The following is a 22,120-nucleotide window of genomic DNA, read 5'->3' as shown; positions in this document are numbered from 1 at the left end:
ACTCTCGCTTCATGACCATGAGCGGCGTGTCGAAAACCGGCCTGACGAAAGTTGGCGGCGTCTTCGTCGGTAGAGCTGGCGGCAGGCTTGCCGAATCCTGTCGCCCGGCCGCATCAGCGCTCCGGCAAGCTCCGTTTGACGCAGCGCAAGCTGATCGGCGGCAAGAAGTTGTGGATTGATGGCGATGACGTCGGCGGCTTCGTCATAGGGCCGCCGCGCTCCGGTAAAGGCACGTCTCTCATCATCCCGAACGCCTTGACCTGGCCGCATTCGCTCGTGGTTCTCGACCTGCAGGGCGAGACCTATGCGGCGACTACCGGTTACCGTTCACCATGAGCCGCGTGGTGCGCTTCGCGCCGGCTGATCCGGACGGCAATACCGCATGCTACAGTCCGATGGACTTCATCTCGCTGGATTCGGCGCAGCGCGACATCGACCTTCGCAATATCGCTGCGGCGCTGTGTCCGCGCCCCCCGTCCAACGCAGATCCCTATTGGGTCAACGACGCCCGCCTCCTTTTTACCGGCATCGCGTCCTTCGTCATGGGATCGCCTGCAATCCCAAATGAGAAGAAGACCTTCGCCGCAATCCTCGAGATCATGAACAGTGCCGAGCAGCCGCTCCTGGAATTCATCGGCTCGCTGCGCGAGGAACGCCGCCGCGAATGCTCGCATTTCACGCTGCAAACCCTGTTGCCCTATTTTGAAATGTCCGAGCGGCAGTTTTCCGGAATCTACGCCGGCGTCCGCACCGGCATGGCCCTCTTTCTCAACGAGCGCCTGATGGCAGCGACGTCGCGCAGCACGTTCGATATTCGCAATCTCAAGCGCGATCGAAACTCTCTTTATCTCGACGTGCGGCGCGAGCAGATCACGTCGCTTGGACCGTTGTTCAACGTCCTGATTACGCAGATGATGAACTTCATGTCGGAAACCATGCCGCGCCCGGACGAGCATCCGGTGCTTGTGTTGCTTGACGAGTTCCAGAACCTCGGCAAGATCGAGAACGTGACCGAAATGGCGAGCGTGCTCGGCGACAACGGTATTTCGATGTGGTTTTTCGTGCAGTCGCTGAAGGCTGTAGACGAGATCTATCGCCAGGAAGGGCGCAAGACGCTCATTAACGCCGCTCGCGTGCAGATCTTTTTCGGTGCGCAGGACGCTGACGATCTGCGCCACGTTTCCGAGCAGCTCGGCGAAACGTCGGACGTGCAAAAAGACGTGACGCGCACCAAGGCAACATTGTTCGACACTTATTACACACGCTCGGTCCACCGCAAGGAAGTGCGTCGGCCCCTCATGCGGCCGGATGAAATCCGTACGCTCGACAAGAACAAGGTCATCATATTGCCGCGTGGTGAACTGCCAATCCTCGGCACGCGCAATTTCTATTTCGCCGACGGCCAGCTCGCCAAACGCGCTTTTATGCCCCTGCCCGGCTCTATCGACGTTTCGCGCACGAAAAGCCTTGCGTTGGACTTCTCTGCGGCAGTTCCATCTCCTGTGCTCTCGACGATTGTGCCGACAGCACCCGCGTACCGCTCACGCCTCCTGCAGACCCGCCTCCGGCGCGGCGCGACATTTCCCGCTAAAGCAGGTCGTATAGCTCCGCCGCCGGGCCGGCGCGCAATCGTAAAAGAACGGCTGAAAGCAACAGACGCTGCAGCCGTACCAGTCCATGCCCCCATAGATTTTTCCGCGTTGGCGGCCAAAGCTGCGACCACACGCATGGCGCCCGACAAAGAAGCAGCGGTTGCGGCGATCCTGAACAAGGTGCGGTCTCTGCGCGCCAACGCATCCGATTCCGAGACTTTCGATCGAAATCTGAGCGTCGTCGAAGATACTTTGCCTGGTGTAGTCGATGGTAGGCCGCCATTTCGATGCGGCGGAGACGTCATCGTCTAGAGTGACCTTGTCGCGGCATGGTGGCGGAGGACATTGCCGTGCACTTCGGGCAGTGCCGCGGTCTCAGGCGCTGCCGGCGTAGCGCTACGATCGCATCCGCCACCGCGGCTTCGGTTCGCCTCGGGCTTGTCTTGGGCCGCGAGGAATAGTCGAGCATGCCGGCGCCTCCCTCGATCTGGAAGCGCTCCACCCAGCGCGCCATCACCTTCGCCGTCACCCGCGTATGTCCGCGCCGCATCGGCTTTCTAGTTCTACTTGGGCGATGCTCCTGAATTAAAGAAACGCGCTACTTGATGCGTTTAGAAGCGGCGTTCGAGAACCCACAATCCCCTAAACTGGCCTCCAGTTGGCTGATGTTGAGATTTGTGGCGAATACACTATCTCACGGCGGAGTGGACAAACGACGAGGTAGGTGATGCTGAAAAGGCAGGTAGGCTTGCTCATTGCCGGATGCGCGATGGCGGTGGCCGGCACCGCTGCCGTCGCGCAGCAGACCAACGAAGACCCATTGTCTGCCGCCTTGGACCGTCCTTTCGGGCAGGCACGGCAGACGTTACAGGCGCGAAGATCCGCTATGTAATTGGCGGTGAAGGCCCTCCTGTAATCTTGATCCATGGTTTCCCACAGGACTGGACCGAGTTTCACGCTGTCAACTAGCGAAGCGTTTTACCGTAATGACTCTCGATCTCCGTGGCATCGGCGGCTCCACGACGACCGAGGCCAACTTCGATGCCAAGACGCTGGCGACAGATGTCCATCGGGTGGCAGCACAGCTAGGATTGAAACAGCCATACATCGTCGGTCACGACATCGGTGGGCAGGTGGCCTATGCGTATGCTCTGCAGTACGGCCGAGATACTCGCGGTGCGATCATTTCTGAAACGGCGCTGCTTGGGATGAAGGGCACGGATGCCTTGGACGCCAGCCCCGCCCTTTGGCACGTTCGCTTCATGCAAGTGCCAGGTGTTTCGGAGAAGCTGATCGCTGGCCGGCACGAGGTGTTCCTTGGATCATTCCTAGACTACGGCAACTTCTCCCAGGACGAACGTAACTTGTCCCTAGCGGCTTACGAACGCGACGATCAGATGGGGGCTGTGCTGGGTATCTATCGGGCATTTCCAAACAATGCACAGTTCAACTCCTCCCATCGAACGTCGACAGACATTCCAATCGTTTTCGTGACAGGAGACAAATCTCCGTTTGAGCAGATACGAAATGCCACGGTCGAGGGGATGAAGGCTGCAGGCTTCTCGCGCGCGCGGTAAAGGTCTCGGGTAGCATGCACTACCTCTTCGCCGATGTGCCGGAGAAAATGGTCAGCTTGATCGAGAACGAGGCCGACTAGCTCATCACATCCAGCGCCTGCGGCCGAACGCAGATCGTCGGCCTCAGGGTGAACTTGGCAGAAAGCCGCCGTTCCGTGACCCGCAACGGCTGAGGCGGGGGGGCGGGCGCAGCGTCGGTGAGAAAGGGCCTGATGTCCACGCCGTCCCCTAGATAACGCCGTCCGGGACCAAAGCCTAGATCGAGGGGCCAACTGCCAACTCGATTGCATTAGATCGCCGCCAACGCTTCCAAGCTCACTCCCAACGACTCCTGCATATATTTGGCCGCAAACGGCGGTTTGGCGCGCCCGCTTTCTATCCGGCTTTTTCATTTTCGGACGTGCAAGCCCGAGCGACCGATCGCACCGTCCCCCAACTCGATGACTACTTCAGCAAAGCTACCAGGTTCCAACGGCGGTTACTTGGTCGTAATTACTTGCAAACTTGTGCGAATACAACAATACCAACTATTATCTGCTCGGCCCGTTACCGAGAAGATCGACGGCAAGCCGGTGGCGACCATCTTTCAGGAGCGCTTATTCGGGCCCCTAGGGATGAAAAACACGTTGCTGCCCGTCAGCACGTCCAACACCATCCCCGAGCCTTATGCGCATGGCTACATTTATGGCGGCGCGTCTTACGCCCTGGTCGATGCGCCGTATCCGGACGATCTTCAGGCGGCGGCCAGGGCGGGAACGCTCAAGCCCGATGACGAGACGTGGCAGAACCCGTCGCTTACTTTGCGGCAGGCCGCGTCATCTCCACGGCGGATGATCTCGCGACCTGGATGCGCGCGCTGGTCGGTGGCCAGATCTTCAACGCCGACTACAAGCGCCAATGGCTGGATAGTCCCGAAGCGGAGGATCCCAGCAAGCCTGAAGGCCAGAAATATGGCTACGGCATCTCGCTGATTGCCTTCGGGCTGAACAAGATCTAATTCCACGGCGGCGAGATGCCCGGCTACAATTCCTTCATGGGCCATGACCCGGACAACGACGTCACGCTGATCGTCTGGACCAGCCTGACGCTCTCGCTTGATGGCAAGCCGACCGCCAACGCTCTGATGCTGAAAATATTGGACCAGATCTATGCGGTCTCACCGTTAACGCCAGCGAAGCGATGACACCGGGGCGGGCCAGGCCAGGCCGCTAGGGCTACAGGCTTGTCTTCCGGTGCGCATGGCGTCGACGACATCGCGGATCGGGTCGAGGACGAGCTGCGGCTGGTCCTTGTGGATGTCGTGGCCGCTGTCGGTGTTGATACGACGTCTTTCGCGCTAGGCACGGCCGCCGCGAGCTCCGCCTGCGCCACCTTCTGGCCCGATCGGTGCGTAGCCGACGTCCGGAGGAATGTCGGCAGCCATCCGGCCTTCGGCGATGAATCCGCCACGAGCGGTCCCCAGGGATGGTCGGCGCTCAGAAAAGAGCGCCGACAGCGATTTGCTGTGGGAGATGATCGGCTTTGCGGCCCAGCGGCTGATGGAACTGGAGCTGGGTGGCCTGACCGGCGCAGCGCATGGCCAGAAGAGCGCCGACCGGCTACCATTTTTAAATGGCCGCTTATTGCGGCGCAATGCCGATGCGATCTTCCAAGGAGTTTGAGGGGAAGGCAACATCATGGCCCGCCCAGTCCGGATACAAACAGTTCTGCCCATTGTCGATGACCGCGGAGGTGCTGTGCACCCGCTGGACCATGGTTCTGCTTCGCGAATTAGTGGCGGGCTCGACCCGTTTCAACGTTCTGCGCCGCGGCGTCCCCAAAATGTCGCCGACCGTTCTGTCGCAACGCCCCAAGCTCTGGTTTCGTTGACGATCATGTCGCGCCATGCAAGCTGCTACCGTTGATTTCCATGGGTTTCCTGCGAGTATCGGCAGGTCCACGCGACATGAAACGCGACATGGCACATGGCTGAATCGCTAGCTTTGTTAGGGAGAAGGCATATGGGTCTGGTTTTTACTGGCGAAGAGGGAACCACTGAGCGGTTCGAGTTGGTGCTTGAAGCCTTTGACGGAACAGAGCGCGTCCTCGTCGTGACATCGACCGAAGCGATCGAAGACTTCGGCCTGGATGCTGTCCGTGAAATGGCATCTGAAAAGTACGATGCAGGGCAGTTGGACGAAGCCGGCCGCGTTAGCGTTCTGACTAGCGACCTGCAAGGTAAATAGGCCGCCACCGTGAGGCAGGGAGCTTGTTTACCGGTTCCGTCGTGGCACCGGTTTTTCAGTGCCGCCCAGAGGACGGTCCAAGGCGGGAGACAATGGGGTCTTCGTTGGTCTGCTGCGCGACGGCAGCGGTGCCGGCCACCGCCATCGCGCATCCGGCAATGAGCAAGCCTACCTGCCTTTCAGCATCACCTACCTCGTCCTTTGTCTTAGTCCCTTAACGAATGTGAATGCATACGCCACAAACCTCAGCATAGTGGCCTGGAAGAGCAGATGTGGAGGCCCGAGGTGCGACAGCTTGAAGATCTAGTGGAACACTATGTCGGCATACGCAGCCGGCGTGATAGAGTCATGTCGACAGGGCTCGCCTTGAGAGCGCTAAGGCAGGTCGTTGGTATGGCTTCAATCTCGGACCGGGAGCTTGCGAATATGGTCGCCGACCGTGCGGTCAAGCATGGTCTCGCCGTGGACTTTGATCATATCCGGCAAGACTGATTTTCTGGTCTTCATGGACCGCTACTAGGGCCATTGCGGGTCGTGCTTCGACCCGCAATCGGTCTCGCCACTAGTTATCCTGGTGCGTGCGCGGAACGAATGGAACCGATCAGGCTTCGTAGAACCTCCAGCTGTCCAGTGCCTGTTTTGGTTGGCGGCCTGAAGATCAAGCGGCCTGGCCGAAATTCGAACCCATTCACCCCTTTAAGATTCTCCCAGACCGACCCGGAGGGTTTTGTGCGAAAGGTGATCGCAATCGCTTCGGGTCCTACGTCGACTTGGCTCAAGCCCAACTGCGCTGCATCCATTCGCAGTCGGGTTACCTCCAGCAGTCCGGAAGTTGTGTGTCAGACGAGGGGCCGCCACGAGCAACCGACGAGGCACGCTCGAGCAATCTTTGATAGAGTCCTACGCCGATCCGCTTTATGTGGCCCGCCTGTTCCTCGCCGAAAAGATCGCCTGCGCCGCGCAGGTCGAGGTCCCTTTGGCTGATGGTCAGGCCAAAGCCAAGCCGGTCGAGCGCCACAAGAGCCGAAAGTCGGCTCCTCGTGGCTTCAGCTAATTCCTTACCGGGCTCGGTCAACAGAAACGCAAAGCCCTGCAGTCTGCCTCTGCCTACGCGCCCTCGAAGCTCGTGGAAGCTGTGCAAGTCCGAAACGGTCCGCCCGCCAAACCAGAATGGTGTTCGCCTGCGGTATATCAAGGCCGCTTTCGATGATGTCGGTGGCCAGCACAATGTCACCTTCGCCAGCGGCGAAGCGAACCACGATCTCGTCCAACTCACGCGCTTTCATTTCGCCATGCGAGCACGCCTGCCCGTGCGCGACTGAGCCGGCTTTTAACCGTTCCAACCGTCGAGTTCATTCGCGCATTGCGCGCTTTCGCCCGCGCTTTTTGCCAGGTCCGGGAAGATGCCGACGATCTGGTGATCAATTTGCAAGCCGGAGGGTCATTCCCAGGAAGCTATGTGCCGGAAGCCAGCGATACGCCTCAGCCTGTATTCGCGGTTGTTCCGTATGAGCACGCATTCGGATCTGAATGCATTTGCCGACGAATTGGAGGATCGCTTCGGAGGCATTCCGAGCGAAGTGGCGACGCTTGCAGGAAACGTTAGCGAAAGGCCTGGCCAACATCGACAAGTTCGAGCCCGGAACGCGAATGAAGTCATGGCTCTTCACGATTATGCGCAACACCTACTATACGCGCGTCAGGGCTGCCACGAGGGAAGCACCAGGTATCGTTGACTGCGCCTCACTTGCACCCGTTTCGCAGCCTGCAGAGGAATGGTCGATGCAAAGCAAGGAGGTCCACCGGGCCATTCAAAGCTTGCCAAAATCTCAGAGCGAAGTGCTGATGCTGGTGGGGGTGCTTGGTGTCAGCTACGAAGAGACTGCAGTGATATGCGGTTGCGCCCGATGGAAAGTTCACCAGTGGCCTCCTGAGCCAAGGTATCGCCCCTGTGTGACAAAATCGGCCTCCCTCAGAGTGTTGGTGGGGCTCTGTCGAACAACTCAAGAAACAGCCTTCGCACAGAGATTGCGACTGGGCCTGATTCAGCGGGCACCTACAGGCACCTCCCGCCACCTTGCCCCGGGGCATGGGCTCAAGCATTCACATTCGTTAAGCCGGAGTTTGTCTGTCTTGCAGGCCGGCCACATTGTAGCAGTCGTACCCATTTGGCGCCGACACGAGGCGCCTGTAGTGGGACCGGCGGCAAGAACGACGTACCGAACGAGCAAATCGCCCGCCTCAATTGCCATGCTGGGAGCAGCAAAATGGCTATTCCAAACTCATCCCGAAGCGCTGAGTTCAAGCTTTTCAATTTTGAGAATCAAGCTGAGCCTCAGGATCTTTCGCCCGCTCTCGTCACGAATATCCACCAACAGCTGTTGCTGCTCCGAGCCTCCCAGTGTTTCCCGTGCCAAGTCTACCAGACCCTCGACAGCTGCCTGGCGGGCTGCCGCGATCCCTTCGCATTCGAGGCCCATGTCGTCTTCAACAAGATGCTCAGCATCGCCGCTGTCAAAAAAATATCGTCGCATGCGATCGGCATCCTCATCAAAAGCTAAGCAAGGTCCCTTTGGTGCAGGTACGTCGGATCGAAGTCTCCTGCTCGGACCAGGCGGGGCCAGTCGAGAGCACGCAGCCTTGTACCTGAGGTAGCAATCAGACCGTCGCCGCGGAGTTCCTGGAGGGTGCGGTTCACGTGAACTGTCGATAAGCCGAGAGCATCGCCAAGAGCGGCCTGCGTGATCGGGAGATCCGCTACGTGGTCCTCGATGCGTCCGACAGACCGCAAACGCACGATAAGCTCGCATAGGATGTGGGCTGTGCGGGCATAGGCCTCGCGTCGCCCGACATTGGTGACCCATTCCCGGTAGATGGAGGCGTCGATGAGGGTCGATCGCCAGAATGCCGTCGCGATACGCGGATGCTGTTCGCAAATTGGGCGAAGGACGCTATGACGGATGAAGCCTAATCTGCTTGGCGTCAGGCTCGAGAAGCTGCAGTCCATCACCGAAAGGTGCAAGCCATGCAGATCCGGAATATCGCCTGCGACAAAGAAGCTGGTGATCTGCCGTCTTCCCTGACCAGTATACTTGGACGAACAGACCAGGCCGTCCAAAACCACAACCGAGTTTGCAGGGCTATCGCCTTCCGAGACGATATCCTGATTGGCTGCGACGTCCTTTTCCTGAGTCGGCATGCCCCGCAGGATCGCGGCGTCATCGTCGCTGATATCAGCGATTGATCGAATTTTGCGGATGAGCACGTCTGACGACAAAACGGAAGACAAGACTTGTGGACCTACTTTGGTTGCTATCGCAAGTTTGCACATGGATGCTCAGTGCTGTCCGGCGACACCGGCCGCTCGAGACAACAATTCGCGATCACATTCCCCCATTTCCAATCCAAACCTTCCGAAGCTGGAGCAGCACGTCTGCCGGACCACGACCGGCTTGCAACCAAACCGCCGCGTCCCAATACCTGCTGCAGCTTTAGAAACTCAGAATGCATGGCGTGCGAACGCCCCCGGTGTGTCATCGTTGCTGTACGAATTTAACTATCGCCTCCTGCCGAGCAAAACGGGCCCCTTTGCAGCTACTGGGCGCTGGGCCCTAGCAGCGATCAGCCTCACCGAACGGCTTCGTGAGCAGTTTGTAGAGGAGGTTCTTGTCCTCTTATCCAGCGCCTTGCGGTCTTCTGGAACCATCAAAACTGACAATCGTTACGCTGTTCAGCAAGGTACATGAGGGGCAACGTGAACGAAGATGACGCCTCACCGTTAGCGACCGGCGTAGAAGGCCTCGACTATGTCTTGCGCGGGGGTTATGCCAAATTTCGGTCACACCTCGTGGAGGGAAGGCCCGGTTCGGGCAAGACCACGCTCGGTCTTCAGTTCCTTATCAAGGGGGCCTCGCAAGGCGAAAAATGCCTCTATATTACGCTATCCGAAAGCAAGCGCGAACTGCTATCCGTGGCAAGCAGGCACGGCTGGACTCTGGCTGGGATAGAAATTCTGGAACTCGTTCCTCCAGAACTCAGCCTTGATCCTTCCCAGTTGCAGACGCTCGTGCATTCTTCTGACCTGGAACTCGGGGAGACGGTGCAGGCGGCCTTGGCTGAGATCGACCGTATTAAGCCACAGCGCGTCGTGTTCGATTCCCTTTCCGAAATCCGGCTGCTCTCGCAGGGCTCGCTACGCTACCGCAGGCAGGTCCTGGCGCTGAAAAGCTTGTTTCTGCTCAACCATGCGACGGTGTTGTTACTCGACGACCTCACGGCCGAGCAGGATGACCTCAACCTGCATTCGATCAGCCATGGGGTCATCCGCATGGAGCAACTGACCCCGACCTATGGTGGCGAGCGGCGGCGACTGCGGGTGATAAAGATGCGTGGGGTGCAAATACGTGGCGGTTACCACGACTTTGTCATCCGGCCGGGCGGGGTCACGGTCTTTCCGCGACTGGTCGCCGCCGAGCACCCTGAAGCCGAACACGGCTCGCCGGCCTTAAGCGGAAATGCCGTGGACACTCTGCTCGGCGGTGGCCTCGATCGGGGCACAAGCACGCTGTTGATCGGCCCTTCGGGTGTGGGGAAGTCCACCATAGCCTGCTCCTACTGTCATGCAGCGCTTCAGCGCGGTGAGCGCGTCCTGGTTCTGCTGTTCGATGAAACTGATCGCATTTTCCTGGGACGTGCAGCCGGCGTCGGTATGGATCTCAAGGCCTTCCTGCAAGACGGAATGCTCCTGCTCGAACAGATCGACCCGGCCGATCTTTCACCCGGCGAATTGTCATCAAAGATCCAGATCGCAGTCGAGCGGTTTGATGCCCGGATCGTAGTGATCGACAGCCTCACGGGGTATCTGAATTCGATCTCCGAAGAGCAGCACCTTGTGCTGCAGATGCATGAAATCCTCACCTACCTCAACCAGAAGGGCGTCGTCACGATCCTGCTGCTCGCCAATCACGGGCTGATCGGCCAGACGGCGGCGCCAATCGACATGACCTATCTGTCTGATGCAGTGATGTTGCTGAGGTTTTTCGAAAGTGGCGGTCGCATCCGACGAGCGATTTCAGTGGTGAAGAGGCGAGTTGGCCTCATGAGGACACTATTCGTGAATTCATGGTCAGCAGCCAGGGCATAGCTGTCGGCGAGCCGCTCGACCAATTCAGGGGAATACTTACAGGCGTGCCCTTTTTTGAGGGCAAACAAAGCGATCTGCTCGCTAACAAGAAGCCATGACGCCGAAAGAACCTGTCGTACTCGTGCTCGCCCCGGTTGGTCGAGACGCTCAGCTAGCCGCCTCGATTCTGGCAAAACACGGGATCGGCACACGCATCTGTGCAAATCTGGATGAGGTTTTGCGGCTTCTCGACAGCGCACACTGCCTCGTCGTCGCCGAAGAAGCGCTCATCAATTCCGACCGGAGCCAATTCGCCGCCTGGCTGCAGAACCAACCTGCGTGGTCTGATTTTCCAGTAGTTCTTCTGGCAAGGCGGGGAACGGAATTCGACAAGCGTCTTGCGTTTCTGGATCGGTATCTCATCGTTCTCGAAAGGCCTTTCCTGGCCTCAAGCCTGGCCAATTCGGTGCGGTCGGCGTTGCGTGCCCGTGCACGCCAGCTCGAGGTCAAGTCCCACCTTGAACAGAAACAGGAGGTCGCAGATCGTCAAAAGCTCTTGATCCGCGAGCTTCATCACCGGGTCAAAAACACCCTGGCCAACGTGAGAGCGATGATGGGAGCGACGGCCCGGTCCAGCGATAGCGTCGACAGCTTCGTGCGTGATTTCTCCGCAAGAATCGTGTCGCTTGCCGACACGCACTCAATGCTTACAGACGACTATTGGCAGACGGCCTCTTTACAGAAGTTGCTTGAGGCGGAACTGAGGCACTACGAGATCCATGGCGAGCCGCGAATATCACTGCACGGTCCGAATGTGGCCCTCGTCGCGGACATTGCGATACCTGTCGGCATGGCGTTTCATGAACTTGCCTCCAACTCGGCAAAATTCGGCGCCCTCTCGCGCCCGCAAGGTCGCCTTGAAGTGCAATGGTGGATACCAGATTCCGCAGGTGAGCAGATCCTGCATCTTCATTGGCAGGAGCGGGACGGCCCCATTGTGCAGCCGCCGACTCGACGAGGCTTTGGAACGACATTACTCGAAAGGGTGGTTACAGTGCAGTGCAATGCAAAGATCGAACTGCATTACGATCCAGACGGCCTGCGTTTCACTATGGCGTTGCCTTTACGCGATACGAGACTCGTGCCAGCGTACTCCTGAGTGACCTGCCGGACGCGACGAACTAGCCTGTGGCCGCAGCCGAAGCCACCAATTAAAGCGCTGGCTCCGCGACTTTCTTCAGCGATTCGACGGTACGCCACGATGCAGGTTGCGAGTTGGGGTCGCTATCCGGGCTCCTCAGGCCGCCCGGCGCCTGGCGGCACCATGTGACCCACGCTGTCGGAGATACGTGGGCTGATCGGGGCGCCGTGACGTTGGGACAAACCCCGCTGCTAAGCCGACCTTTTGAGCTCCGCGACCTGAACGCCCAGCCGGAACGCCTGACCGTCTGCAAACGAGCGCGCGTAGCTCTCAGCTGTGAAAGGAACCGTGGTAGTCGTACAGGCGCTAACATAGGTGGCAGGAGTGGTGTCACCGCCGGCGCCGGCGCAAATGTAGGCGGTACTGGCGGCGTAGTGATCAGAGTGTTGACGACAAAAGCGGGTGTCCAGACCATCGTCGGTACCGGCACGAGCGGGCTTGCTGCATCCCACGACACGACAACGCGAGAACATGCTGCTCGGCTCGGCGGCACGCTGCTTGACCTCGTTCTTGCGCTCGCGCTGTCTGATCCAATTAGTCGTCAATCTCGAGTCCCTCTATGGTGAGCTGTGGGTTTCCCAGTGGGGTAGGGCAGGGCTTTACCAGCAGCACCTCGATCATGATCTGGCTCTCGATAAACTGGGCATCGTGCCCAACCCCAATGGAACCTGATCAGCGGGTGTTTCGCCTCGATCGCCTCTCCAGTTCATCTCGCCAAATCAATGCTTTACGGCGCAGATGAAGGGGGCAACCTTCGGTGCTGATTCACAAGCTGATCATCCACAATCCGAAGAAGGCAAAATGAAAGTTCTATTTTTCTGTGTTTTCGTTCATGCGATGGGTCGCCTGAGGGGCGTAGCGAATGCCATATTTCTGGCATACCCTATTCGAGGCCTCCGCCCGAGCGGTCCTTGAGAAGCCGGCGATACCGCGTCGGCGTAACGCCTTTCTCCATCAGAAAATGCCGGTTGAAGTTGGACAGATTGCCATAGCCCACCTTATAGCAGATTTGGGTGACCGGGAGTTCGGTCTCCGCAAGAAGCCTGCAGCAATGGCCAACACGCAGCAGCCGAACATAGTCACGAAAATTGTGGCCGGTGTTCTTCTTGAAGAACTTGCAGAAAGTGGGGGCCGTCATGCCTACGATGCCAGCCGCTTCACTCATGCTGACGGTCTCATCCAGGTTCTGAAGTATGTACTCCACGACCGTATGGACCATCGCCGAACTATGCGGTAGCAGGTCAGGCGAGAAGTGCTCGCTTGATAGGGTGCGGCGCTCGGCAGATGTTGCTAGCAGGCCAATCAGGTCGAAAAAAAGCACAAGCTTCTTTAAACCAAGCTGGTTGCCCATCGCCTCGATGATTGCCGCGGCCTTGGTGGCTGTAGTGCCATAATACTGAAGGCCGCGAGCGGCAGCAGACAGAAAATCCTCAACCTCCGCCATCTCTGGAAAAACAGCCGCTGCCGACCTCAGCATGTCGGCATCGAACTGTACTACAATATCGCGTCCCTGGATGACGTCGCCCGGCTTGATGTCGGTCACCCAATTGTGTGGAAGGTTGGATCCGACGACGCCAAGATAGCCGGGCTCGAAATGGCCAATGTGATCTCCCACGAAAACTCGGCCGACCGACTTGCGGACCAGGTGAATTTCAAATTCGGGATGATAGTTCCACTGGCCAAGCGCGCATGGGTAGTCGTCCATCCGCCACACAAAGCTCTCGCCCGGGTCCCGAAGAATCTGCTCGAGCCCGGGCCGGCCAATCTGCGGCGTCTGCGTCGATTGCCTGTGCAGCACTTTGAGGGTCAACCGAAGTCCTATCGGAAATAGGTTCAATCGAACAAGCTTGCATCGGCTCGACTGCAATCTCAAGCGCTCGCTGGTCAACTATTGCGTTCTGAGTACAAATTCCCCGCAGTTTTTGCGAAGCAGAGGAAATTGCGTATCAGCTTTGGGAAAGCTGGCTCCTAGTTGCAGGGCCTCCATTGGTTTTTGATTGCAGCATATCGACCAGCCGCAAAGGCGAGGGTCGGTATCAAAACACCAAGAAAAGACCGGGAGGAGAAAATCATGAGTTCAGCAGAGCATCGATCCGATATTTTTGCCTGTGCCGGCTGAGACGACGCCCATGTCGCTGCAAGGCCGGATCACGCCAATTGTCACGCAGGCCTTGCCGGTCAGAATCCCCGGTATCTCGCGCGAGGCAGGGCTCGTCATTCTGAACCTCGTAATCTTTGCCGCCATCGCGATCGGCAAGCCGCAGGCTTTCCTGAGCTGGGTCAATTTCAAGGCGATCCTGTCGTTGATGACCTACGACCTGCTGCTTGCACTTGGAATGACGGTCGTCCTCATCATCCGGGGACTTGACCTTTCGATCGGTGCCAGCTTCGCGCTTCTGACCGTCGTCATGGCATTGGCGCTTCAGGCAAGCGTTCCCGCGCCAGCCGCGCTCCTGATGGGACTCGCAGTGGCGGTCGGGATTGGCTCGCTCAACGGTTATCTCGCCGTTAAATTTGGAATCCTTCCGTTTCTTGTCACGCTGGCAACCATGACCCTCGCGCGCGGCACCGCCACAGTGATGACGTCGGGCCAGTATGTTTCGTTCACCGGCGCCCCTGCCTGGTTCGTGCAATTCGGGCGCCTTGAAGTCCCGCTCTGGCGGACCAGCGAGCGCGTCTACGGGCTTCCGCTTGCTCTGCTGATCGTCATCTTCGTGACCTTTGGCTTCGCATTCCTGCTGCGGCGCTGGGTACCGCTGCGCCAGTTCTTCTTCGTCGGCGAAAACAGGGAGGCGGCCTTGCTGTCGGGCTTGCGCGTCAATCTCATCACGATCAGCGGCTATGTCATTTGCGCAGCCTTTGTGTGGCTTGCCGCCGTTTTCATGATCGCGAATGCCCGCATTGGCTATGCCAACTACGGGGTAGGGGCAGAGATGCGGGCGCTTGCCGCCGCCGTTGTCGGCGGCGCCAGCATGTCCGGCGGGGCAGGCAGCATCCTGGGCACAACGCTCGGTGTCCTCATGATCGCGCTGATCGGCAACGGGTTCGTGCTCTTCAATGGCGATCCGAGTTGGCAGCAGGCTGCAATCGGCATCATTCTTATCGTCGCGGTCGGGGTTGACGCCCTTCGCTCCTACAGGGGGCGTGGGTGATGAGCAGCATGTTGAACATACAGGGCGTCTCGAAGGCCTATGCCGGCAACCCGGTCCTGAGCGACATTTCGTTCGAGGTGCGAGCCGGCGAGATACATGGCCTCATTGGAGAAAACGGCGCCGGCAAGTCGACACTCATCAACATCATCGCCGGCATCGTCCAAAGGGACGCCGGCGTCATTCTGGTCAATGGCGAAGAGGCCGTTTTCGACACGCCCGTGGCTGCGATGAACGCAGGCATCAGCGTCGTACACCAAGAGCTCAGCCTGATACCAAGCGCGACGGTGGTCGAGAATATCTACCTGCGGCGCGAGATCACCAACCGCCTCGGCCTCAACAACTGGAAGGCCATGCGCGAGGCCACCGAGAAGCATTTCGCCCGGCTTGGACTGGATGTGGACCCCGCAAGCGAGGTGCGCAGGCTTAGTGTCGGCATGCAGCAGATGGTCGAGGTTGCCAAGGCGACGGCACTCGATGCCCGCATTCTTATTCTTGACGAGCCGACCTCGGCGCTCACGGAAAGCGAGGTGCGCGATCTCTTTCTCGTTCTCGAGAACCTCAAGCGAAACGGCGTCGCCATCATTTTCGTCTCGCACAAGCTCGATGAGCTGATCGCAATCTGCGATCGGGTAACCGTGCTCAGGGACGGACGGCATGTTGCGACCCGCGCCGTCTCGGAAACTCAAAAGGCAGAGCTCATCCGGCTCATGGTGGGTCGAAGCCTCGATGAACTTTATCCCCCACTTTCCGATCAGATCGGCGACGAGCTTTTCCGGTGTGAGGGTCTCAGCCGGTTCGGCATGTACGAAGACATTTCCTTCTCAGTCCGGCGAGGCGAGATCGTCGGAATTGCCGGTCTGATCGGCAGCGGTCGCACGGAGGCGATGCGCGGGATCGTCAACGCGGATCGCCGGGACGCCGGACGCTTCTTTCTGGAAGGAAGTGAAATTTCGATCCAGAATCCGGCGGCAGCGCTTCGCCACGGCATTTGCTACGTCTCGGAGGACCGCAAGCGCAGTGGCATCTTTCTCGCCTTCAATGTCGGCGACAACATCGGCGCGTCCGTGCTTGGGCAACTGACCGGGCGGGCAGGCCTCGTCAGTTCGGCCCGCATCGATACCTTCGCCCGCGGCTTCATAGCGGATCTCGACATCCGCCCGGCCGACCCAGGAGCCAAGACGTTCTCGCTGTCGGGCGGCAACCAGCAGAAGGTCCTGCTGGGCAAGGCCATGGCGTCGAAGCTCAGGCTTCTGATTGTCGACGAACCCACCCGGGGTGTCGACATCGGCGCAAAGGCGGCAATTCACAAGAAGTTGCGCGCGCTTGCCAATCAAGGAATCGGGGTTGTCGTCGTCTCGTCGGAACTCAATGAGGTGATGGGGCTGAGCGACCGGGTCCTGGTCTTCTGTGGCGGCGTGCTCTGCGCGGACCTGGACAACAATTCGGCCAAGCTTGCGCAGGAGGAGGTAATGCGATGGGCAACAGTCGCATGACCGCCCTCCAGCCCCAGCCGTTCTCGCGGCTTGCGCTGCTCGTCAGGAATCCGACGACGATCCAGCGCGCCGGCCTGCTGTTCATGACGCTGCTCATCCTGACGTTCATGCAGGCTGCCTATCCCGGCTATGTCAGCGCCGCCAACATGGAAGTGCTGGCCATGAACATGGTGTTCGAGGCGATTATCGCCGTGGGCATGACATTCGTGATCATCTCGGGCGGCATCGATCTGTCCGTCGCCGCGGTGTTCGCCTTCGCGGAGATCCTGGTCGCGAAGCTGATGGTGCAGGCTGGACTTCCGATCGGCGCGGCAATTCCGATCACGCTTGTGGCTTGCGGCATGATCGGCCTGGCCAATGGACTCCTGATCAACCTGCTGCGCGTGCATCCCTTGATCGTCACGCTGGCAACCCTGCTGACGATGCGGGGCGTGAACCTGTCGATATCCAGCGGAAAGTCGATCGCAGGCTTCGACGACGCGTTTCTCTTCGTTGGACAGGGGAAGCTGGTCGGCGTGCCCTTGCCGATCTGGGCGCTCGTCATTCTGACCGCAGGTCTCGGCTTTCTATTGCGCAACCATAGAAGCTTTCGCCAGGTCTATTTCGTCGGCAGTGACGAGCGCGCCGCCCGACTTTCCGGCGTCAATGTCGAGCGGGTCAAGCTTGTCGTCTACACCGCCTCGGCAATACTCGCCGGTTTTGCCGGCGTTCTTGCCGCTTCGCGCTACGGCGCGGCGCACTGGGGTCACGGAAACATGGCCGAGCTCAAGGCCATTGCCGCGGTCGCCATCGGAGGGGCCAACATAAACGGCGGCAGCGGCTCACTAGGGGGGACCCTTATGGGGATCCTCTTTCTCGCCACGGTGCACAACGCCTTTGTCACGTCGGCGGTCAACACGTTCCTCTACGACGTAGTCAACGGCGGGATGCTCCTCGTGGCAATCCTCCTCAGCCGATACTTCGAGGCGAGGAGCAACGTGAAAATCCTGTCGATCCGACAGAAGAAAATATCCAATCGCAAAGCAATCCTGACGGGAGTGACAACATGAGAAAGCTTATCCGATACGCATTGGCAGCTGCAATTTCGCTCGGAGGTCCGGCGACTAACGCCTACGCCCAGGAGGCCAAGGAGACCTACGGGATGGTGGTTTTCCTGAAAGGCTCGGAGTTCTTCAACTGGTGCTTCGCCGGCTTCAAGGACGCTGCTGAATCCATGGGCGCGGTCGCCGAGTTGCAGGGACCAGCGGACTGGGACGCTTCGGCGGAGTCCCGCGCCGTCGACCAACTGGTTGCGAAGAAGGTCAAGGGCATTGCCGTGACCGCAGGCGATGCCGACACGCTCGTGTCGTCGATCAATGCCGCGATGAAGGCGGGCGTGGCGACGCTGACCTTTGATTCAGACTCTCCAAAGAGCAAGCGCCTGCTGTTCGTCGGCACCGACCACTACAATGCCGGCTTCGCGGCCGGCGTGAAGATGGGCGAGCTTCTGGGGAACAAAGCCAAGATCGGCTTTTCAGGGATCCCCGGCCTCGATGCCATCAACGCCAGGCGGGAAGGATTCATCGCCGGCTTGAAGTCCGTCGCGCCGGAAGCGGAAATCGTGGCCGAGGTCAATGACGAGGGCGATTTGCAGAAGGCGGAAACAGTGATCACCGCCATGCTTCAGGCCAATCCCCAGATCAATGGCATCTTCACGCTCCATGGCAATCCCGCGACCGGTGCGGTCGCGGCTGCCCGGAATGTCGGGCGCGACAGCGGGCCGGACAAAGTGCAAATCATCGCCTACGCGATCGACCTTCCTATCCTTCAGATGGTCGACAGCGATGAGCTTTCCGGAACGGTGGCGCAGAACCCGTATCTGATGGGCGTGATGGCATTCCACATGCTTTATGCTGCCGCCCACCCCACCCAGTTCGACAATATGAACAATCCCGGGTTCGGCAACGTGCCGGCCGCCAATCTGGATACCGGCGTTCGGATCCTGACCAAGGGTGATCCGGCGATCAAGGCATTCATGTCACCTCCCAGCCTCTGAGTGCCTCGGGAAGGTCGGCGGCAAGTCGGCCTTCCCAACCCTCCATTGCCAAGTCCTCGTTGCTTGATCGCGTCGCAGAAAAGGAAGTCATTCATGAAAGCGCTTGTCCTGGAACGGCAGAGGGAATTGTCCCTGCGCGAGATCGATCTGCCAGAGCACGTCGCCGCTGGCCAACTGAAGATCAAGATTCATACGGTGGGAATCTGCGGCAGCGATGTGCACTACTACACGCATGGCCGCATCGGCCCCTTCGTCGTCGAAAAGCCGATGGTGCTGGGCCATGAGGCCTCTGGAACCGTCATCGAGGTGGGACCGGGAGTCGTCGGATTCTCGATCGGCGATCGCGTCTGCATGGAACCGGGCGTTCCTGACCTAGCGTCCCGCGCTTCGCGCCTCGGCCTCTACAATGTCGATCCGGCAGTGACCTTCTGGGCAACGCCGCCGATCCATGGCTGCCTTGCTCCCTACGTCATCCACCCGGCTGCCTTCACGTTCAAGCTGCCGGACAATGTCTCCTTCGCGGAGGGCGCCATGGTCGAGCCTTTCGCGGTCGGGCTGCACGCCGCGAACAAGGCTCACATCCGGCCAGGCGACGTCGCGCTCGTCATCGGCGCCGGGCCGATCGGCATCATGATCGCAATTGCTGCCCTCGCGGGCGGCTGCAGCCGCGTCGTGGTCGCGGACCTCATTGCCGAAAAACTGAGCGTGGCGGCGCAATATCCTGGCGTCTCTACCGTGAATATACGGGAGTCCGACCTTGCCATGTCGGCCAAGGCCGCTACCGGAGGATGGGGTTTCGACGTGGTGTTCGAAGCAAGCGGCAGCCCAAAAGCCTACGACGGTATCTTCGACCTCGTGAGGCCGGGTGGTTGCCTGGTCCTCGTTGGCATGCCCGTCGATCCTGTAGCGCTCAATGTCGTTGGAGCGGCCGCAAAGGAGTGTCGAATTGAGACGGTTTTTCGATACGCCAATGTCTATGATCGCGCCATCGAGATGATCGCGTCTGGAAAGGCGGATCTTAGACCGCTGATCAGCCAGACCTTTCCGTTTGAGCAAAGCATCACCGCATTCGAGCGGGCAGCCGAGGGACGCAAGAGCGACGTGAAGCTGCAGATCCAACTCGCCACCTAGAAGCAGGCTGCGCCTGCTTTTTCGCCGCCAGCCGCCCCCGCTCGTCGCGGGTGGGGTGAAGAACTGTGTCCAGTCACCACGCGATCGCAACGACGCACGGGAGGAGCCAATGTCTCATCTGATCAGGCTTGCCGGGATATCCAAATCCTTCGCCGGAAGGCCGGTGCTGCAGGATGTCGACTTCGACGTGCGTGAGGGCGAGGTACATGCTCTGCTTGGCGAGAATGGCGCGGGCAAATCGACCCTGATCAAGATCATGGGCGGCGCGCATGCCCCGGACTCGGGCATCATCATGCTCGAGGACAAGCCACGCCAGTTCGCCTCGCCGCGCGAGGCCCAGCGAGCTGGCATCTCGACGGTCCATCAGGAGCTCTCCTTCTTTGCCGAGCTCACGGTGGCCGAGAACATATTCCTCGGCCATGCACCGCGCACCCGCGTTGGCTCGATCGACTGGACGGACATGCGCCGCCGCTCGCGCGCGCTGCTGCATGAACTGGACAGCGGCGATCTCGACATCGATGCGCCGATGAAGAGGCTCTCGATCGCCGACCGTCAGCGCGTGGAGATCGCCAAGGCCATGTCACGCAATGCGAGGCTGCTTATCATGGACGAGCCGACCGCCGCCCTCGGAGACGGCGACGCGAGGCGTCTCATTGACGTCGTCAAGGGACTGCAGGCGCGCGGCGTGGCGATCGTCTACGTCAGCCACCGTCTGCCCGAGATATTCGCGCTCGCTGACCGCGTCACGGTGCTTCGGGACGGGCGGCATATTGCGACCGCAGCGACCAAGGCGCTCAGCGAGAGCCGCCTGGTATCCATGATGGTGGGTCGCGACCTCGCTACGCTTTTTCACAGGTCAGCAAAGTTTCCGGGCGAGACGGTGCTCGAGTTGAAGAGCTTGTGTCGCGGCAACCGGGTTCGCGACGTGACCCTGGCGCTCAGGGCAGGACAGATCACCGGGCTTGCTGGCCTCGTGGGGTCCGGCAGGACCGAGCTTGCGCTTACCGTCTTCGGCATTGCGCCCGCCCAATCTGGCAGGATCGCGGTGCTGGGACAGGAGGTTCGCATAGGCAGTCCGCGTCAGGCGCGCGACCTTGGCATCTCCTACGTGCCGGAGGACCGTGGCCAGCAGGGGTTGGTGCGGCGCATGTCGGTCGCGAAGAACGTAAGCATGGCCGTGCTCGACCGCCTTGGCGGCCGCAGCCCGCTGCTGCCTTTCGCCAAGGAGAAGACGCTGGCGGCACGCGCGATCGACCGGTTCAAGATGCGCGCCAGCGGACCGGCCCAGATCGTCAACGGCCTTTCCGGCGGCAATCAGCAGAAGGTGGTCCTCGCCAAATGGCTGGAGACGGACCCCAGGATACTCATCCTCGATGAGCCGACGCGTGGCATCGATGTTAGCGCAAAGGCCGAGATACATGCCCTGATGGACAAGCTCGCCCATCAGGGCATGGCGATCCTGATGATTTCGAGCGATCTCCCGGAAGTGCTGGGGGTGAGCGACCGCATCCTGGTCATGTCCTGTGGCCGGATCGTTGCAGACCTCGGTGCGGAGGAGGCCAGCGCGGAGGCGGTTGGCACCGCCATGACGGCGATGCCGGTTGGGGTGGGCGCGTGAGAACGTCATCACGATCGTGGTCCGCCATGGCCGGCATGCGCCACGGGCAGGAGATTGTCGTCGCGCTTGCGACTGTCGCCATCTTCGCCGCCGCGTCCTTAGTCAATCCAAGGTTCCTGCTCGAAAGCAATCTCAACACGATCTTCTCGGGCAACGCTTACGTCGCCATTGCCGCGATCGGCATGTCGCTCGTAATCATCTCCGGAAACATCGACGTGTCGGTAGGGGCCGTGATCGGCGTCCTGGCGACTATTGCCGGAACGCTCGCGGTTCGCGGCTACCCTGTCTGGATCTGCTGGATCGCGCCAATTGTCGCGGGGATGCTCACGACCACCTGCATGGGCGCCCTGGTCGCCTACGCGCGCATCCCTTCGATTGTTGTCACGCTCGGCATGCTGTCGATACTGCGAGGCGCCCTGATTACCGTCACGGATGGCGTGTGGATCACGGATTTGCCGCAGGAGTTTCTCCTGGCGCGTCGCATGCAGTTCCTGGGCCTGCCAGCGCCGGTGGTCCTCATGGTCGGCCTGACGATCCTAACCGCACTCATCATGCGCCATTCCGCGCTTGGCAGGGCCATCTATGCGGTCGGCGGGAACGCCGAGGCGGCGCGGTCGGCGGGCATTCGCGTGCCACGAACGCTGCTGGCCGTATTCGCGCTGCATGGCTTCTTCGCCGGCGTCGCGGCGCTTCTCTTCGCCACCCAGCTACAGGTAATCCAGTCGAGCGTGCCGAGCGGGCTGGAGCTGACGATAATCACCGCCTCCGTCATCGGCGGCGTATCAATTCTCGGCGGTAGCGGCACGGTGATCGGCTCGACACTCGCGGCCATGCTTTTCGCCGCGATCGGCTCTTCGCTGATCTTCGTGAACGTCTCAGCCTACTGGCTCAAGGCGATCGTTGGGCTCCTGATCCTTGCGACGGTTCTGGCTGACATCGCCCGTCGCGGCCGCGTCGAATGAGAAGCGGGGCCA

The 22,120-nt window shown here is 59.9% G+C and carries 19 protein-coding genes and 6 pseudogenes; 20 read left to right on the top strand and 5 right to left on the bottom strand.

Annotation, left to right across the window (positions count from 1 at the left end):
• Positions 1 to 87: 87 nt before the first annotated feature.
• Both NKH49_RS06470 and NKH49_RS06465 read left to right on the top strand, forming a co-directional pair.
• Complete coding sequence (locus tag NKH49_RS06470; protein WP_352925574.1) at positions 88 to 336, top strand: type IV secretory system conjugative DNA transfer family protein; 249 nt, start codon at positions 88 to 90, stop codon at positions 334 to 336.
• Positions 333 to 1,904, top strand: a complete 1,572-nt coding sequence (locus tag NKH49_RS06465; RefSeq protein ID WP_352925572.1) for a type IV secretory system conjugative DNA transfer family protein — start codon at positions 333 to 335, stop codon at positions 1,902 to 1,904. Before NKH49_RS06470 ends, NKH49_RS06465 begins: the two co-directional genes overlap by 4 nt.
• On the opposite strand, the gene NKH49_RS06460 is transcribed toward NKH49_RS06465, so the two are convergent.
• Positions 1,894 to 2,142 carry a leucine zipper domain-containing protein gene (locus NKH49_RS06460; protein ID WP_352925570.1) on the bottom strand — a complete coding sequence of 83 codons (249 nt, stop codon included), beginning with the start codon at positions 2,140 to 2,142 and terminating at the stop codon, positions 1,894 to 1,896. The genes NKH49_RS06465 and NKH49_RS06460 overlap by 11 nt on opposite strands.
• Before the next feature lie 391 nt (positions 2,143 to 2,533).
• Here NKH49_RS06460 and NKH49_RS06455 point away from each other — a divergent pair, with 391 nt between their 5' ends.
• The 6 genes and pseudogenes from NKH49_RS06455 to NKH49_RS06430 all read left to right on the top strand — a co-directional run bounded on the left by NKH49_RS06455 (position 2,534) and on the right by NKH49_RS06430 (position 5,394).
• Positions 2,534 to 3,169, top strand: a complete 636-nt coding sequence (locus tag NKH49_RS06455) for an alpha/beta hydrolase (protein ID WP_352925605.1) — start codon at positions 2,534 to 2,536, stop codon at positions 3,167 to 3,169.
• Positions 3,170 to 3,947: 778 nt separating this feature from the next.
• A complete protein-coding gene (locus NKH49_RS06450) occupies positions 3,948 to 4,166 on the top strand; it encodes a hypothetical protein (RefSeq protein ID WP_352925568.1) in 219 nt (72 codons plus the stop codon).
• Positions 4,167 to 4,181: 15 nt separating this feature from the next.
• On the top strand, positions 4,182 to 4,352 hold the full coding sequence (locus NKH49_RS06445; RefSeq protein ID WP_352925566.1) for a hypothetical protein: 171 nt from the start codon (positions 4,182 to 4,184) through the stop codon (positions 4,350 to 4,352).
• Positions 4,353 to 4,605: 253 nt separating this feature from the next.
• Positions 4,606 to 4,785, top strand: a pseudogene (locus NKH49_RS06440) (hypothetical protein); the annotation flags it as partial.
• Positions 4,786 to 4,807: 22 nt separating this feature from the next.
• Positions 4,808 to 5,023: pseudogene (locus NKH49_RS06435) on the top strand (winged helix-turn-helix transcriptional regulator); the annotation flags it as partial.
• A 146-nt stretch (positions 5,024 to 5,169) separates the two neighbouring features.
• Positions 5,170 to 5,394: a hypothetical protein gene (locus NKH49_RS06430; protein WP_352837209.1), complete on the top strand. Its 225-nt coding sequence runs from the start codon at positions 5,170 to 5,172 to the stop codon at positions 5,392 to 5,394.
• A gap of 566 nt (positions 5,395 to 5,960) precedes the next feature.
• Here NKH49_RS06430 and NKH49_RS06425 read toward each other — a convergent pair.
• Positions 5,961 to 6,692, bottom strand: a pseudogene (locus NKH49_RS06425) (helicase-related protein); the annotation flags it as partial.
• A gap of 159 nt (positions 6,693 to 6,851) precedes the next feature.
• Between NKH49_RS06425 and NKH49_RS06420 the strand changes: the two are divergent.
• Together NKH49_RS06420 and NKH49_RS06415 are read left to right on the top strand one after the other, a co-directional pair.
• Positions 6,852 to 6,929 (top strand): annotated as a pseudogene (locus NKH49_RS06420) (hypothetical protein); the annotation flags it as partial.
• Positions 6,925 to 7,290, top strand: a pseudogene (locus NKH49_RS06415) (sigma factor); the annotation flags it as partial. The pseudogenes NKH49_RS06420 and NKH49_RS06415, both read left to right, overlap by 5 nt.
• 386 nt (positions 7,291 to 7,676) lie before the next feature.
• Here the strand turns inward: NKH49_RS06415 and NKH49_RS06410 are convergent.
• Both NKH49_RS06410 and NKH49_RS06405 read right to left on the bottom strand, forming a co-directional pair.
• Complete coding sequence (locus tag NKH49_RS06410) at positions 7,677 to 7,928, bottom strand: DUF6894 family protein (protein WP_352670522.1); 252 nt, start codon at positions 7,926 to 7,928, stop codon at positions 7,677 to 7,679.
• A gap of 23 nt (positions 7,929 to 7,951) precedes the next feature.
• Positions 7,952 to 8,725: a Crp/Fnr family transcriptional regulator gene (locus tag NKH49_RS06405; RefSeq protein WP_352925564.1), complete on the bottom strand. Its 774-nt coding sequence runs from the start codon at positions 8,723 to 8,725 to the stop codon at positions 7,952 to 7,954.
• 411 nt (positions 8,726 to 9,136) lie between these two features.
• Here NKH49_RS06405 and NKH49_RS06400 point away from each other — a divergent pair.
• The 3 genes and pseudogenes from NKH49_RS06400 (at position 9,137) to NKH49_RS06390 (ending at position 12,389) form a co-directional block, all read left to right on the top strand.
• Positions 9,137 to 10,635 (top strand): annotated as a pseudogene (locus tag NKH49_RS06400) (ATPase domain-containing protein).
• Positions 10,632 to 11,675: a sensor histidine kinase gene (locus tag NKH49_RS06395; protein ID WP_352925562.1), complete on the top strand. Its 1,044-nt coding sequence runs from the start codon at positions 10,632 to 10,634 to the stop codon at positions 11,673 to 11,675. The pseudogene NKH49_RS06400 and the gene NKH49_RS06395 overlap by 4 nt, the downstream one beginning before the upstream one ends.
• Positions 11,676 to 12,155: 480 nt before the next feature.
• Entirely contained in the window at positions 12,156 to 12,389 is a 234-nt protein-coding gene (locus NKH49_RS06390; RefSeq protein ID WP_352925560.1) for a hypothetical protein, read from the top strand.
• Positions 12,390 to 12,600: 211 nt separating this feature from the next.
• On the opposite strand, the gene NKH49_RS06385 is transcribed toward NKH49_RS06390, so the two are convergent.
• Complete coding sequence (locus tag NKH49_RS06385; protein ID WP_352925558.1) at positions 12,601 to 13,527, bottom strand: helix-turn-helix domain-containing protein; 927 nt, start codon at positions 13,525 to 13,527, stop codon at positions 12,601 to 12,603.
• A gap of 319 nt (positions 13,528 to 13,846) precedes the next feature.
• Between NKH49_RS06385 and NKH49_RS06380 the strand changes: the two genes are divergently transcribed.
• The 7 genes from NKH49_RS06380 to NKH49_RS06350 all read left to right on the top strand — a co-directional run bounded on the left by NKH49_RS06380 (position 13,847) and on the right by NKH49_RS06350 (position 22,108).
• On the top strand, positions 13,847 to 14,869 hold the full coding sequence (locus tag NKH49_RS06380) for an ABC transporter permease (RefSeq protein ID WP_352925556.1): 1,023 nt from the start codon (positions 13,847 to 13,849) through the stop codon (positions 14,867 to 14,869).
• Entirely contained in the window at positions 14,869 to 16,362 is a 1,494-nt protein-coding gene (locus NKH49_RS06375) for a sugar ABC transporter ATP-binding protein (protein WP_352925555.1), read from the top strand. The genes NKH49_RS06380 and NKH49_RS06375 overlap by 1 nt, the downstream gene beginning before the upstream one ends.
• On the top strand, positions 16,344 to 17,411 hold the full coding sequence (locus tag NKH49_RS06370) for an ABC transporter permease (protein ID WP_352925553.1): 1,068 nt from the start codon (positions 16,344 to 16,346) through the stop codon (positions 17,409 to 17,411). Before NKH49_RS06375 ends, NKH49_RS06370 begins: the two co-directional genes overlap by 19 nt.
• Positions 17,408 to 18,397, top strand: a complete 990-nt coding sequence (locus NKH49_RS06365; RefSeq protein WP_352925552.1) for a substrate-binding domain-containing protein — start codon at positions 17,408 to 17,410, stop codon at positions 18,395 to 18,397. The genes NKH49_RS06370 and NKH49_RS06365 overlap by 4 nt, the downstream gene beginning before the upstream one ends.
• A 93-nt stretch (positions 18,398 to 18,490) precedes the next feature.
• Complete coding sequence (locus NKH49_RS06360; RefSeq protein WP_352925550.1) at positions 18,491 to 19,528, top strand: NAD(P)-dependent alcohol dehydrogenase; 1,038 nt, start codon at positions 18,491 to 18,493, stop codon at positions 19,526 to 19,528.
• A gap of 109 nt (positions 19,529 to 19,637) precedes the next feature.
• On the top strand, positions 19,638 to 21,146 hold the full coding sequence (locus NKH49_RS06355) for a sugar ABC transporter ATP-binding protein (protein ID WP_352925548.1): 1,509 nt from the start codon (positions 19,638 to 19,640) through the stop codon (positions 21,144 to 21,146).
• A gap of 26 nt (positions 21,147 to 21,172) precedes the next feature.
• Complete coding sequence (locus tag NKH49_RS06350; protein WP_352925546.1) at positions 21,173 to 22,108, top strand: ABC transporter permease; 936 nt, start codon at positions 21,173 to 21,175, stop codon at positions 22,106 to 22,108.
• The last annotated feature ends 12 nt before the right edge of the window (positions 22,109 to 22,120 follow it).

The sequence above is a fragment of the Mesorhizobium sp. M1088 genome (assembly GCF_040318575.1).
Taxonomy (GTDB): domain Bacteria; phylum Pseudomonadota; class Alphaproteobacteria; order Rhizobiales; family Rhizobiaceae; genus Mesorhizobium.
The sequence above is the reverse complement of the archived record's forward strand: the minus strand, read 5'-3'. Positions and strand labels throughout refer to the sequence as shown.

Coding starts and splice junctions, on each gene's coding strand:
- NKH49_RS06465 (WP_352925572.1), top strand. CDS start 333: ATGAGCCGCGTGGTGCGCTTCGCGCCGGCTGATCCGGACGGCAATACC.
- NKH49_RS06460 (WP_352925570.1), bottom strand. CDS start 2,142: ATGCGGCGCGGACATACGCGGGTGACGGCGAAGGTGATGGCGCGCTGG.
- NKH49_RS06445 (WP_352925566.1), top strand. CDS start 4,182: ATGCCCGGCTACAATTCCTTCATGGGCCATGACCCGGACAACGACGTC.
- NKH49_RS06430 (WP_352837209.1), top strand. CDS start 5,170: ATGGGTCTGGTTTTTACTGGCGAAGAGGGAACCACTGAGCGGTTCGAG.
- NKH49_RS06410 (WP_352670522.1), bottom strand. CDS start 7,928: ATGCGACGATATTTTTTTGACAGCGGCGATGCTGAGCATCTTGTTGAA.
- NKH49_RS06405 (WP_352925564.1), bottom strand. CDS start 8,725: ATGTGCAAACTTGCGATAGCAACCAAAGTAGGTCCACAAGTCTTGTCT.
- NKH49_RS06395 (WP_352925562.1), top strand. CDS start 10,632: ATGACGCCGAAAGAACCTGTCGTACTCGTGCTCGCCCCGGTTGGTCGA.
- NKH49_RS06380 (WP_352925556.1), top strand. CDS start 13,847: ATGTCGCTGCAAGGCCGGATCACGCCAATTGTCACGCAGGCCTTGCCG.
- NKH49_RS06375 (WP_352925555.1), top strand. CDS start 14,869: ATGAGCAGCATGTTGAACATACAGGGCGTCTCGAAGGCCTATGCCGGC.
- NKH49_RS06370 (WP_352925553.1), top strand. CDS start 16,344: ATGGGCAACAGTCGCATGACCGCCCTCCAGCCCCAGCCGTTCTCGCGG.
- NKH49_RS06365 (WP_352925552.1), top strand. CDS start 17,408: ATGAGAAAGCTTATCCGATACGCATTGGCAGCTGCAATTTCGCTCGGA.
- NKH49_RS06360 (WP_352925550.1), top strand. CDS start 18,491: ATGAAAGCGCTTGTCCTGGAACGGCAGAGGGAATTGTCCCTGCGCGAG.
- NKH49_RS06355 (WP_352925548.1), top strand. CDS start 19,638: ATGTCTCATCTGATCAGGCTTGCCGGGATATCCAAATCCTTCGCCGGA.
- NKH49_RS06350 (WP_352925546.1), top strand. CDS start 21,173: ATGGCCGGCATGCGCCACGGGCAGGAGATTGTCGTCGCGCTTGCGACT.